Genomic DNA, 11,988 nt, shown 5'->3' with positions numbered 1-11,988 from the left:
GACATAATCGGCTCCTGTCGCCCGTTGCGTGGGGATGGGTCCGCCGCCGGACGGAGAGGAGACGACGCGATGGGAGTGAAGCTGCTACTGGCTGGCTGGTATGGGGGAGAGCTCAGCGCGCCCGAGGCTCCCCGGCCCTGGCTGCGGAAGGTGGAGCGCTGGGTCCATGAGGCCGCGGAGGAGCTGCTGGAGAGCTCACGCACGGTGGAGAGTCCCCAGGGACCCGTCCTCTTCCTGCGGCTGCACCCGGCCGCGGAGGAGGTGGCCATCGTCGCCGCCGGGCAGGGGCGGGTCGTCGTCCTGGCCAACACTTCCATGGTGGGGCCCGGCTACCACCGCTACCTGTGTGATCTGCTGCACGCCCTGGGGGACGCGCTCCAGGTGGACTGGGCCGACCCCGCCCTCACCACCGCCGGAGTGGGGGACCCCACGGGTTATTTCCACACCGGGGACGCGAGTGACATCGAGCCGCGCATGCTCGCCTGGCTGTCGGAGATGGCGGGCCGGGTGTTGGACTTCCGGAGGCTCGGCCATTCGGGTGCCACGCTGTCCATGCGCTCGGGGCACGGCTTCGAGTACCCCGGCGCCCTGCTGACACCCCTCGGCCCTCGTGACGAGTCGTGGCTGCGCGCCGTGCTGGAGGATCCCCGGAACGGCCGGGACATCTTCCCGTGGTGGGAGCCTGGACTGGGGGCCTCGACGCGGCTGGGCCGCGCGCTCAGCCGCATCTGGACGGAGATGGTGTGGCGCCCGCCGCTGCTGGAGGAGGAGCGGCACCTGTTCCGCGATGTGGCCCGGTTGCTGGAGCTGGCGTGGCGGGAGGACCCGACGCTGCCGTACCCGTGGCGCGAGTGGCAGGAGGTGCTGGGGTTCCTGGGCATTGGAGGCACGCTGGCGGAGAAGGTGTCGCGGCGTGCCGCCGAGGCGCCATCCGGCTCGCTCATTGGCTACCGGCGGGGGGCGGTGCAGGTGACGCTGCCCGAGGGTTGGGAGATCCGCATCCCCGGCTCGCTGGCCGAGCAGCGGTTGGCGGATGGGAGCTGGGTGGCGAGGGACCACCGGCGGAGCGTGCGCTTCGTGCCGTTGCAGGACGTGAGCGGCATCGCACCGGGACCCGAGGAGTCGCTGCCGTACGAGTTCCAGCACCAGGGGGAGCGGGTGAGTGGAAGGGCCACGCTGCACGTGGGCCGGGAGGAGTGCCGGCTGACGGCGCTGTGCGAGGCCGGAGCGCACCGCGCGCTATGCGTGGTGAGCTTCGACGACCCGGACGAGCAGGACTGGGCGCTGGGCACCTGGCGCTCGCTGGACCACGCCGCCGCGGCGTGACGCGGGGCGCGGCGCTCGAAGCCGACGCCTGGGGGGACGAGGGCCCGCCGTGCGACGACTCCGCGCGGCTCATAGAATGGGGATTGGCGCGTTCCCCTCATGAGGATTCGCGTGAATGAGGGGTTCCCATGGAGCATCCGTCTGCTTCCTCGCCGGGTACATCGGACGTGCTGTTGGGAGAACTGGAGGCGCTCGCCGGAACGGTGAATGACAAGGCCGATGGGCGCGACCAGGTGGAAGCGCGTCTGGCGATGCAGAACCGCCTGTTGGAGCTGGTGGCTCGCGGCACTCCGCTGCCGGACATGCTGCTGTCCATCACCCGCGCCATCGAGCTGTTGAGCCCGGGAATGATGGCCTCGGTGTTGTTGCTGGATGACGCCGGCCTCCTCCACGTGGGTGCTGGGGCGAGCCTGCCGCCCGCCTACAACGCCGCCGTCGAGGGGCTGCCCATCGGCCCCACCGTGGGCTCCTGCGGCGCGGCCGCGTATTGGAAGCGAATGGTGGTGGTGACGGACATCAAGACGCACCCCAACTGGGTTCCCTACCAGGACTTCGTGAAGAAGCTCGGGCTGCAGGCGTGCTGGTCCGGGCCCATCCTCTCCTCGGAGGGGCGGGTGTTGGGGACGCTGGCCATGTATTACAAGGATCCACGGGCCCCGACGGAGCACGAGCTGCACCTCATCGAGACCATGGCCCACATCGCCTCCGTGGCGATGGAGAAGGCCCATGCCGAACAGGAGCGCGAGCGCCTGCTGGTTCTCGAGCGTCAGGCCCGCCGGGAGGCCGAGGCCGCCAGCCGGATGAAGGACGAGTTCCTCTCCACGCTCTCCCACGAGCTGCGCACGCCCCTCACCTCCATCCTCGGGTGGGCCCAGTTGTTGCGCACGCGCGAGATGCCGGAGGACAAGCGCCGGCGGGCCCTGGAGACCATCGAGCGCAACGCGCGGGCGCAGACGCAGCTCATCGAGGACCTGCTGGACATCAGCCGGGTCGTCACGGGGAAGCTGCGGCTGGACGTGCGTCCACTGGATTCCCTGCCGGTGCTGGAGGCGGCGCTCGATGCGGTCCGCCCGGCGGCCGAGGCCCGGGGCGTGCGGCTGTCCCTTCAGGTCGCCCCCGATGTGGGACCCCTGTCCGTGGACGCCGAGCGCTTGCAGCAGGTGGTGTGGAACCTGTTGACCAACGCCATCAAGTTCACGCCCGCGGGAGGCCAGGCGGTGGTGCGGCTGGAGCGTGGGGAGAGCGAGGCCCGGCTGGAGGTGGAGGACACGGGCGAGGGCATCTCCCCGGCCTTCCTGCCCCATGTCTTCGAGCGCTTCAGCCAGGCCGACAGCAGCTCCACGCGCGCCCATGGAGGCCTGGGGCTGGGGCTGGCCATCGTGCGCCACCTGGTGGAGATGCATGGGGGCTCCGTGTCGGCGCACAGCGAGGGGCCAGGTCGGGGCTCCACCTTCCGCGTCACCCTGCCGTTGGCCCCTCCGGGTGCGCCGGAGCCACCACCGTCCGTTCAGGCCCGGACGGTGCGGGGCACGCAGCCCCCGGTGGCCGGGACACCTTCCCTGGAGGGGCTTCTCATCCTCGTGGTGGAGGACGAGCCGGATACGCTGGCGCTCCTCTCCGAGGTGTTGGAGGGCTGTCGCGCCCAGGTGATGCGCGCGGCGAGCACCCGGGAGGCCCTGGCGCTGTTCGGCTCCCTCCGGCCCGATATGCTCGTCTCGGACATCGGCATGGCGGGCGAGGATGGCTACAGCCTGATTCGTCAGCTCCGCGCCCTGGAGCGGGAGCGCAACGGGGAGCACCTCCCCGCGGTGGCGCTCACGGCCTTCGCCCGGAGCGAGGACCGGCGGCGTGCCCTGGCCGCGGGCTTCGATGTGCACCTGCCCAAGCCGCTGAATCCCTCGAAGCTGCTCTCCGTGGTGGCCTCGCTCGTCCCCGCCAGGGCCGCCCCCTGAGCGTGCTCAGTCGGGGATGTCGAAGCTCTTCACCAGCCGCACCTCCTCGAGGCTGATGCTGCCCCGGCCGAGCCACGCGCCCGCCGAGGCCGAGCCGCTGGCGCCTTGACTGGAGACTCTGACGCGCGCCTGCACGCGCAGGTCATGCGTGCCGGTGTCGATGTCGTCCAGGGAGAAGGAGAGCGCCCGGGCCTCGAGCGCCCCGAGCACGCGCCGCTGCTCCTCCAGGGTGAAGATGCACTCGTCGAAGAGGACGGTGCCATCCGCGTTGGTGTCGGCGCAGCTGGAGAGCAGGTCCCCGAAGCGGGTCATCTGCGGCTGGGTGCTCTCGGAAATGACGAGGGGGCCGGGGGCCACCTGGGCGCCGTCCACCAGCACACGCACCTCCAGCTGGCCCCGGGCGGAGACCTCCCCGGGAAAGGCCCTGCCGCGCGTGGGCGCGTCCGTGTGCAGGCCGGTCTCGAGCTCCACCCGCATCGCGAGGTTCTTCTTCTGGGCCGTCGTCAGGGTGGTTTGGAGCACGTCCTTCCACTCGCCGACGGCGCTCTGGTTGGTGGTGGGGGTGGAGACTCCGGGCAGGAGGAACAGCTCGCGGATCCTCACGGTGTACCGGGCGGATTGGGCCAGACAGAGTCCACTGGCGAGCACGGCGCCCGTGGCCGCGAGGATGACGAGAGGCTTCATGGGAGACCTCGGTACGGGGAATGGGTTGGCCAGAAGGTAGGAATGGGCAGGCAGGCGTCCATCCCTCCCGGGAGTACGGGGAGTTCGTGGCTGCACGGACGGGAGCGGGAACGTCCTAAAGTGGGCGCCACCATGCCGGACCCCTCCACACTGGCCGAATGGGGCCTGCCCGGGCTCTTCCTCGTGGCCGTGATGGCGGGCTCCGTGCTGCCGGCGCCCTCCGAGGCGGTGCTGGCCGCGCTCATCTATGGAGGGGTGCACCCGGCATGGGCCGTGGGGGTGGCCACCGGGGGCAACGTGCTCGGGGCCATCACCGTCTACCTCCTGGGGCGCTGGGTGGCGCGCGGGGGAGGGGGCCCGGTGGGGCGCTGGGTGCAACGCCGCCGGGCCCACGAGGGCCCCCGGCTGGAGCGGGCCCAGGCGCGGCTGGCCACCTGGGGCGCTCCGGTGCTCGTCCTCGCGTGGGTGCCCGTGGTGGGGGACGTGTTCGTGCTCGCCGCCGGCCTCGTGGGCATGCGCTGGGGGCCCTTCGTCGCGTTCGTCTCCCTGGGCAAGGCGCTGCGCTACCTCTTTGTCGCCCTTTCCGTCATCGCGGCGAGCCAGACTGGAATTTCACCGTAGGGCTGCGAGACGACAGGGGGGAAATGGGAGATGATGGCGCCCGCTGTCCTCCTCCCACGCGCCCGCGCCTCGCGGGCAGGAAGTCTTCGTATGCGACATTCCCCCACCTTTTCGACGCGGACCGGGCGCTGGTCCTGGTTGCTGGCGCCGCTGCTCACCCTCGCTCTCGCCGCCTGTGGTGGGAGTGCCGTGGACTCGCGAGAGCCCGTGGACGAAGGCGTGTCCACCAGCGAGGCCCCGCTCGCGGACGTGCGGGTGCGGCTGATGGCCGCCAACATCACCAGCGGCAATGGCCAGAGCTACGGGAGCGAGGGCATCCGCATCTTCCAGGGCACCAGGCCGGACGTGGTGATGCTCCAGGAGTTCAACTACCAGGACAACTCGGCCGCCGCCCTCCGGAGCTTCGTCGATACCGCCTTCGGGACGGGCTTCTATTACTCCCGGGAGACGGGGGCGCAGATTCCGAACGGTGTCATCAGCCGCTGGCCCATCCTCGCATCGGGCCAGTGGAATGACCCGGTCGTCTCCAACCGCGATTTCGCCTGGGCACGTATCGACGCCCCGGGTTCCAAGGACCTCTGGGTGGTGAGCGTGCACCTGCTCAACTCGGGCACCAGCGGTGACCGCAACAACGAGGCCATCGAGCTGGTGAAGCGCATCAACGAGCTCGTGCCCGCGGGCGATTACCTGGCCATCGGTGGGGACTTCAATACCGACAGCCGCTCCGAGTCCTGCTTCACCACCTTCGAGCAGGTGGTGACCACCAGTGGTCCGCATCCGGTGGACCAGAAGGGCGACCCCGACACCAACGCCAACCGCAACAAGCCCTACGATCACGTGCTCGTGGACCTGGACCTGCGCGCCTACCAGACGCCCACGGTCCTCGGCTCCAGCTCCTTCACCGCGGGCGTGGTGGTGGACACGCGTGTGTACACGCCGCTCTCGGACATCTCCCCGGCGCAGTTCGGTGACAGCGGCTCCACCAACATGCAGCACATGGCCGTCATCAAGGACTTCCTCATCCCGGCGGACACGACGACGCCCACGGCGAGCGTGACGGTGGTGGCGCCCAACGGGGGTGAGAGCTGGACGGGTGGCCTCAGCGGGACCATCACCTGGACGGCGAGCAACGTGACGAACGTGAAGCTCGAGTACACGCTCGATGGCAGCACGTGGAACGTCATCACCGCCAGCACGCCGGCCTCGGCGGGCAGCTACAGCTGGACGGTGCCGGGCACGGCGACCACGGTGGCGAAGGTGCGGGTGAGTGACACGGCCAACGTGGCCACCTCCGACACGAGCGACGCGGCCTTCACCATCACCGACCCCGGCCCGACGCCGGACCCCGTCATCACCCAGGAGACCGAGGCCAACAACACCGCGGCGGGCGCCAACGGCCGCGTGGCGGCGGGCACCAACGTGACCGGGAGCGTCTCCACCAGCACGGACATCGACTGGTTCAAGTTCACGGTGACCGGGCCGGGCCTCGTCACGGTGAAGCTCACCATGCCGGGGACCGGGGACCTGGACTGGTACCTGTACTCCGGCTCCAACGTCTCCACGTACCTGACGCGCGGCTACACCACGGCCAACCCGGAGGTGGGCACCTACAGCGTCCCGGCGGCGGGCACGTACTACGTGAAGGTGGTGGGCTACGCGGGCGCCACGAGCAACTACACGCTCAACGTGTCTGGCACCGCCGTCCAGCCGTAGTCCCTCGGGAGGGGAGCCCCGGTGGGCTCCCCTCGGAGACTCAGTGGGGGTGCGTCTCCTCCGGGTGGAGTCCGGAGGGCTCCCACTCCTCACCCTCGGGCACGGTGGGCTTGTTCAGGGGAGGGGTGCCCGGGTCCCCGGGACGGGGTGAGGGCCGGCCGTAGTCGCGCTCGTAGATGCGCACCACGGAGAGGAAGAAGGCGACGATGAGGGGCCCCAGCAGCAGGCCGATGGCGCCGAAGACGGCCAGGCCGCCGAGCAGGGCGAAGAAGACGATGGCACCGTGCATGTGCATGCCGCGCTTGGCCAGCAGCGGCTTGACGATGTTGTCGGAGAGCCCCACCACGATGATGCCCCAGAGCGCCAGGAAGAGGGCGGCCACGGGGTGGCCGGTGGCCAGCAGGATCACCGAGGCGACGATACAGATCGAGGCGCCACCGATGGCCGGGATGAGGGCGAAGAAGAACGTCACCGCCCCGAAGAAGATGGGAACGGGCACGCCGGTGATGAAGTAGCCCACCAGCGCCGCCAGGGCCTGCACTCCCGCGGTGGCGATGGTGGACACCAGCACCGACTTGGTGACCCTGCGGAACTCGGTCAGCAGCTCCGTCGTCTGCCCGCGCCTGAGGGGGGACACGCTCTCCAGCCAGGTGACGAGCCGCCCGCCGTCCACCAGCAGGAAGTAGAGCGCGATGAGCATCATCGCCGTCTGCAGGACCGCCGAGCCCGTGGTCGCCACGACTCCGCCCACCGTCTGGGCCGCGGTAGCGCCCCGGGTGCTCAGCTGCTCCTGCAGCGTCTGCCACAGCCCGGCGCTCCGCGTCTGGAAGCGCTCCAGCAACTGTCCGGCGTGGTCCCGCAGCGGGCCGGGGACGTAGGCCAGCAATCCCTCCAGCCCCCGCTGCTGCACGATGTTGGAGATGAAGTTCACCCCCTCGATGACCTCGGAGACGATGAAGGCGGTGAGGGCGGCCAGGGGCGCCAGCAGGGCCAGGACGGTGCCCACGCAGATGACGCCGGCCGACAGCCCGCTCTTCCCCCGGAACTTCCGCGTCAACCAATGTTGCAGGCCCTGGAACGCCCCGGCGAGCACCGCGGCCAGGAAGAAGGCCTCGAAGAAGGGGGAGGCGACCAGCAACACCAGGGCGATGGCGAGGAAGATGAGCCCGATGAAGACCCGTCGGGAACCTTGTTCAGTGGCCATGGCGGGACGATGGGGGCTCCCCCGGACGGAAGGTAGGGGGAGGGGCCGACCGGCTGGTGGCTCCCGGACACTGCTCGGTGCTTGGGGAAGCGGGCAGGCAGGCCTAGAGTGCTCGCCCCATGCCGTCGCTCGACTCGAACCTCTTCCCTCTCTGGCTCGTCCAGACGCTGTGCGCTCTCTTCCTGGCCATCACCTTCCTCCAGTCCGGACTGGACAAGATCTTCGACTGGAAGGGCAACCTCGGGTGGCTCACCGGACACTTCGCCAAGACCCCCTTGCGCGGGGTGGTGGCCCCCATGCTGGCCACCCTCACGCTGCTGGAGCTGGCCGCGGGCGCGGTGAGCGCGGCCGGCGTGGTGGTGCTGGTGTTCGCGGGGGGCACGCGGGTGGCCATCTGGGGCGCGGCCCTCTCCGCGCTCTCCTTCGTGGCCCTCTTCTTCGGCCAGCGCATGGCCAAGGACTACGCGGGCGCCGCGGGCCTGGTTCCCTACTTCCTCGTCAGCCTGGTGGCGCTGCTCGCCATGCGCGGCTGAGCCCGTCGGGTATCCATCAGGGGTGACCGGGCGGGAACGCGCCGGCCGTAGTACGCTGGCCCCCCGGCCTCCCTCCTGGGGGCCAGGGGAGGCCCATGGAACGCCTGCGCTTCTTCCTGAATGACCGGCCCGTCGAGGAGACAGGGCTCTCTCCCACCACCACCCTGCTGCGCTACCTGAGGGACAGGGCGCACCTGACCGGCACCAAGGAAGGTTGTGCCGAGGGGGACTGCGGGGCCTGCTCCGTCGCCATCCTCGAGCAGGATGGGCAGGGGGCCCCGGCCCTGCGCGCGGTGAACGCGTGCCTGGTGCTGCTGCCCATGGTGCAGGGCAAGCACGTCTACACGGTGGAGGCGCTCAAGGAGGGCGGGAAGTACCACGTCGTCCAGGAGACCCTGGCGCGCGAGCTGGGCTCGCAGTGCGGCTACTGCACCCCCGGGGTCGCCATGGCGATGCTGGAGGCCTGTCACCGCAAGGACCTGGACGAGCCCTGGAAGCTGGACGCGCAGATGTGCGGCAACCTCTGCCGCTGCACCGGCTACCGGCCCATCCGCGAGGCCACGAGCCAGGTGGCGGGCCTTCGTCCGCCGGACCGCTTCGCCCGGGCGCTCGCGGAGACGCAGCCCGAGCCCATGGACCTGGCCTACGAGGCGGGTGCCCAGCGCTTCTTCACCCCCGGCTCGCTGGAGGCGCTCTGGGACGTGCTGGAGAAGCACCCGGAGGCGCGCTTCGTGGTGGGCGGGACGGACCTGTCGCTGGAGGTGACGAAGCGCTACGCGGAGCCGCCGCTGCTGGTGTCGCTGGAGGCCCTGTCCGAGCTGCGTGTGCTGGAGCCTCGCGGGGGTGGGCACCGGGTGGGCGCCACGGTGCGGCTGACGGACCTGGAGGACTACGCGCGCGCCACGTGTCCGCCCCTGGAGCGGATGCTGCGCTACTTCGGCTCGCGGCAGATCAAGAACCGCGCGACGGTGGGCGGCAACCTGTGCACCGCGTCGCCGATTGGTGACATGGCGCCGGTGCTGCTCGCGCTGGGCGCCGAGGCGGTGCTGCGCTCGCGGGCGGGAGAGCGGCGGATGCCGCTGGAGGACTTCTTCCAGGGCTACCGGCGCACTGCGCTCGGGCACGGCGAGGTGCTGGCCTACGTGGACGTGCCGGCACAGCCGGTGGGCGCGAGGGCCCTGGCCTACAAGGTGTCCAAGCGGCGCGAGCTGGACATCAGCGCGGTGTCCGCGGGCTTCCGTGTGGTGGTGGACGGGGAGGGGAGGGTGACGGAGGCACGGCTGGCCTATGGCGGCATGGCGGCCACGCCTTCGCGGGCCCGGCGCACGGAGGCCGCGCTGGTGGGTCGGCCCTGGACGGAGGCCACGGTGGAGGAGGCGCTGGCGAAGCTGGAGGAGGACTTCCAGCCCCTGTCCGACCATCGCGGCTCGGCATGGTACCGCGCGCGGGTGGCGAAGAACCTCCTGCGCGGCTTCTTCCACGAGACGCTCTCGGAGCCGCGGCCCCGGCTCGCGCAGGGCCATACGGCCACGGTGCAGGTGAGGTGACCCGGATGAGCACGATTCCTTCTTCTCCCGATACCGCCCAGGCCCAGCGTCCCTCGCCGGCCAGCACGCCCCTGCATGCCCCGGCTCCGCACGAGAGCGGCCTGAAGCACACCAGCGGCGAGGCCCTCTACGTGGACGACATGCCCGAGCCGCCGGGGATGCTGGCGGGGCACCTCGTCACCTCGCCGCACGCGCACGCGCGCATCCTGCGCAGGGATGCCTCGCGCGCCCGGGCCCTGCCTGGAGTCCACGCGGTGCTCTTCGCCGAGGACGTGCCCGGGCACAACCAGGTGGGCCCTGTCTTCAAGGACGAGCCCCTGTTCGCCGAGGGCGAGGTGCACTTCCACGGACAGACGGTGGCGGTGGTGCTCGCGGAGAGCGCCGCGCTGGCCCGCCGGGCCGCCGCGCTGGTGGAGGTGGAGTACGAGCCGCTGCCCGCGCTGCTGACGTTGAAGGAGGCGGTGGAGGCGGGCTCCTTCCTCTCGGACGTGCACACCATCCGTCGGGGAGATTCGGAGGCGGCGCTGGCCGCCGCGCCGGTGCGCCTGACGGGCGAGTGCATGACGGGCGCGCAGGACCACTTCTACCTGGAGACGCAGGTGACGCTGGCGGTGCCCGGCGAGGACGGCGCGGTGCACCTGTGGTGCTCCACGCAGCACCCGACGGAGGTGCAGACGCTCGTGGCCGAGGTGCTCGGCACGGGGCGGCACCAGGTGGTGGTGGAGGTGCCGCGCATGGGCGGAGGCTTCGGCGGCAAGGAGACGCAGGCCGCGCCCTTCGCGTGCCTGGCGGCCCTGGGCGCGCGAGCCACCGGGCGGCCGGTGAAGGTGTGGCTCAACCGCGACCAGGACATGGCCTTCACGGGCAAGCGCCACCCCTTCTGGGGCCGCTTCGACGCCGGCTTCGACACCGAGGGGCGGCTGCTCGCGCTGAAGGTGGCGCTGTACTCCGACGGGGGATGGAGCACGGACCTGTCGCGCGCCATCCTGGACCGGGCCCTCTTCCACCTGGACAACGCGTACTTCATCCCGGCCCTGCACTTCACCGGACAGGTGGCCCGGACGAACCTGCCCTCGAACACGGCCTTCCGTGGCTTTGGTGGGCCGCAGGGCATGTTCGTGATGGAGGAGGTGCTCAACCGCGCCGCCGAGCGGCTCGGGTTGGACCCCACGGTGGTACGCGAGCGCAACTACTACCGGGACACTCCCGCGAACGTGACGCCGTACGGACAGGCCGTGGAGGGCAACCGGCTGCCGCGCATCCACGCGGAGCTGATGAGCTCCAGCGACTACGCCCGGCGCCGGGCGGAGATCGACGCCTTCAACGCCACGTCGAAGTGGACGAAGCGGGGCATCGGCTTCCAGCCGGTGAAGTTCGGCATCTCCTTCACCACGAGCTTCCTCAACCAGGCCGGGGCCCTGGTGATGGTGTACACGGACGGCAGCGTGCAGCTCAATCACGGTGGCACCGAGATGGGGCAGGGGCTGCACACCAAGATGCGGGCCGTGTGCGCCCACGAGCTGGGCGTGCCCGTCGAGCGCGTCCGGGTGATGAACACCGCCACGGACAAGGTGCCGAACACCTCGGCCACGGCGGCCTCGAGCGGCTCGGACCTCAATGGCATGGCGGTGAAGCAGGCGTGTGAGGTGATTCGAGACCGGTTGCGCCCGGTGGCCGCGCGGCTGCTGCAGCTCGAGCGCGGCGGCGAGGCCGATTCACTCGTCTTCACCGGGGGGCGCGTCTTCCTCCCCGCGCGTGCCGAGCGCTCGGTGTCCTTCGCCGAGGTGGTGCACGCCGCGTATCTGGCGCAGGTGTCGCTATCGGCCACGGGCTACTACCGCACGCCGGACATCTCGTACGACCGGGTGGCCGGGCGGGGGAAGCCGTTCCACTACTACGCCTTCGGCGCGGCCGTGGTGGAGGTGGAGGTGAGCGGCCTCACCGGAGAGCACCGGGTGCGGCGGGTGGACATCCTGCACGACGTGGGAACCTCGCTGGTGCCGAGCATCGACCGGGGCCAGGTGGAGGGAGGCTTCATCCAGGGCGTGGGGTGGCTGACGTGCGAGGAGGTGCTGTTCGATGCGAAGGGGCGGCTCCTCACGCACTCGCCGGACACGTACAAGATTCCGGCGGTGGGGGACGCGCCCGAGGACTTCCGCGTGGCCCTGCTGGAGCGCGCGCCACAGGACAACACCATCCATGGCAGCAAGGCGGTGGGAGAGCCCCCGTTCATGCTAGCGATTGGCGCGGTGACGGCGCTGCGGCATGCGGTGTCTGCTTTCGGGCCGCCGCGTACGCCGGTGGAGCTGGCCTCGCCAGCGACCCCGGAGGCCATCTTGCGCGCGGTGGAGCTGGCCCGGGCCGCGGCGCGGTAGGCGCTTGTTTCAGTGGGTCGCTGCTCGGTTTTC

At 70.8% G+C, this 11,988-nt stretch carries 9 protein-coding genes; 7 read left to right on the top strand and 2 right to left on the bottom strand.

Translation table 11 applies throughout. From position 1 onward, the window contains the following. Nucleotides 1-69 precede the first annotated feature (69 nt). Together JRI60_RS39145 and JRI60_RS39140 are read left to right on the top strand one after the other, a co-directional pair. The gene (locus JRI60_RS39145) at nt 70-1,326 is read left to right on the top strand and encodes a hypothetical protein (RefSeq protein WP_204221117.1); all 1,257 of its coding nucleotides are present in this window, start codon (nt 70-72) and stop codon (nt 1,324-1,326) included. Nucleotides 1,327-1,454: 128 nt separating this feature from the next. Next, nucleotides 1,455-3,278, top strand: coding sequence for a hybrid sensor histidine kinase/response regulator (locus JRI60_RS39140; RefSeq protein ID WP_239469989.1), 1,824 nt, complete (start codon nt 1,455-1,457; stop codon nt 3,276-3,278). 6 nt (nt 3,279-3,284) lie between these two features. On the opposite strand, the gene JRI60_RS39135 is transcribed toward JRI60_RS39140, so the two are convergent. After that, nucleotides 3,285-3,962 carry a hypothetical protein gene (locus JRI60_RS39135; protein ID WP_204221116.1) on the bottom strand — a complete coding sequence of 226 codons (678 nt, stop codon included), beginning with the start codon at nt 3,960-3,962 and terminating at the stop codon, nt 3,285-3,287. Between the two features lie 132 nt (nt 3,963-4,094). On the opposite strand from JRI60_RS39135, the gene JRI60_RS39130 reads away from it, so the two are divergent. Both JRI60_RS39130 and JRI60_RS39125 read left to right on the top strand, forming a co-directional pair. Continuing rightward, a complete protein-coding gene (locus JRI60_RS39130; RefSeq protein ID WP_204221115.1) occupies nt 4,095-4,583 on the top strand; it encodes a YqaA family protein in 489 nt (162 codons plus the stop codon). 90 nt (nt 4,584-4,673) lie between these two features. Continuing rightward, nucleotides 4,674-6,296 (top strand): endonuclease/exonuclease/phosphatase family protein, encoded by a 1,623-nt coding sequence (locus JRI60_RS39125; RefSeq protein ID WP_204221114.1) that lies wholly within the window; start codon nt 4,674-4,676, stop codon nt 6,294-6,296. Nucleotides 6,297-6,336: 40 nt separating this feature from the next. Here JRI60_RS39125 and JRI60_RS39120 read toward each other — a convergent pair whose 3' ends face one another. Then, nucleotides 6,337-7,500: an AI-2E family transporter gene (locus tag JRI60_RS39120; protein WP_204221113.1), complete on the bottom strand. Its 1,164-nt coding sequence runs from the start codon at nt 7,498-7,500 to the stop codon at nt 6,337-6,339. 119 nt (nt 7,501-7,619) lie between these two features. Between JRI60_RS39120 and JRI60_RS39115 the strand changes: the two genes are divergently transcribed. The 3 genes from JRI60_RS39115 to xdhB all read left to right on the top strand — a co-directional run bounded on the left by JRI60_RS39115 (nt 7,620) and on the right by xdhB (nt 11,955). After that, nucleotides 7,620-8,033: a DoxX family protein gene (locus tag JRI60_RS39115; RefSeq protein WP_204221112.1), complete on the top strand. Its 414-nt coding sequence runs from the start codon at nt 7,620-7,622 to the stop codon at nt 8,031-8,033. Nucleotides 8,034-8,128: 95 nt separating this feature from the next. Next, a complete protein-coding gene (gene xdhA, locus JRI60_RS39110) occupies nt 8,129-9,580 on the top strand; it encodes a xanthine dehydrogenase small subunit (RefSeq protein ID WP_204221111.1) in 1,452 nt (483 codons plus the stop codon). 5 nt (nt 9,581-9,585) lie between these two features. Then, the gene (gene xdhB / locus JRI60_RS39105; protein ID WP_204221110.1) at nt 9,586-11,955 is read left to right on the top strand and encodes a xanthine dehydrogenase molybdopterin binding subunit; all 2,370 of its coding nucleotides are present in this window, start codon (nt 9,586-9,588) and stop codon (nt 11,953-11,955) included. Nucleotides 11,956-11,988: the final 33 nt, after the last annotated feature.

Source organism: Archangium violaceum, from assembly GCF_016887565.1.
Taxonomy (GTDB): domain Bacteria; phylum Myxococcota; class Myxococcia; order Myxococcales; family Myxococcaceae; genus Archangium; species Archangium violaceum_B.
Note: the sequence above shows the minus strand (reverse complement) of the source record. Positions and strands in the feature narration are given on the sequence as shown.

Excerpts from the sequence above, each read along its gene's own strand:
- JRI60_RS39130 (WP_204221115.1), top strand. The coding sequence starts at position 4,095 with ATGCCGGACCCCTCCACACTGGCCGAATGGGGCCTGCCCGGGCTCTTC.
- JRI60_RS39120 (WP_204221113.1), bottom strand. The coding sequence starts at position 7,500 with ATGGCCACTGAACAAGGTTCCCGACGGGTCTTCATCGGGCTCATCTTC.
- xdhA (WP_204221111.1), top strand. The coding sequence starts at position 8,129 with ATGGAACGCCTGCGCTTCTTCCTGAATGACCGGCCCGTCGAGGAGACA.
- xdhB (WP_204221110.1), top strand. The coding sequence starts at position 9,586 with ATGAGCACGATTCCTTCTTCTCCCGATACCGCCCAGGCCCAGCGTCCC.
- JRI60_RS39125 (WP_204221114.1), top strand. The coding sequence starts at position 4,674 with ATGCGACATTCCCCCACCTTTTCGACGCGGACCGGGCGCTGGTCCTGG.
- JRI60_RS39145 (WP_204221117.1), top strand. The coding sequence starts at position 70 with ATGGGAGTGAAGCTGCTACTGGCTGGCTGGTATGGGGGAGAGCTCAGC.
- JRI60_RS39115 (WP_204221112.1), top strand. The coding sequence starts at position 7,620 with ATGCCGTCGCTCGACTCGAACCTCTTCCCTCTCTGGCTCGTCCAGACG.
- JRI60_RS39140 (WP_239469989.1), top strand. The coding sequence starts at position 1,455 with ATGGAGCATCCGTCTGCTTCCTCGCCGGGTACATCGGACGTGCTGTTG.
- JRI60_RS39135 (WP_204221116.1), bottom strand. The coding sequence starts at position 3,962 with ATGAAGCCTCTCGTCATCCTCGCGGCCACGGGCGCCGTGCTCGCCAGT.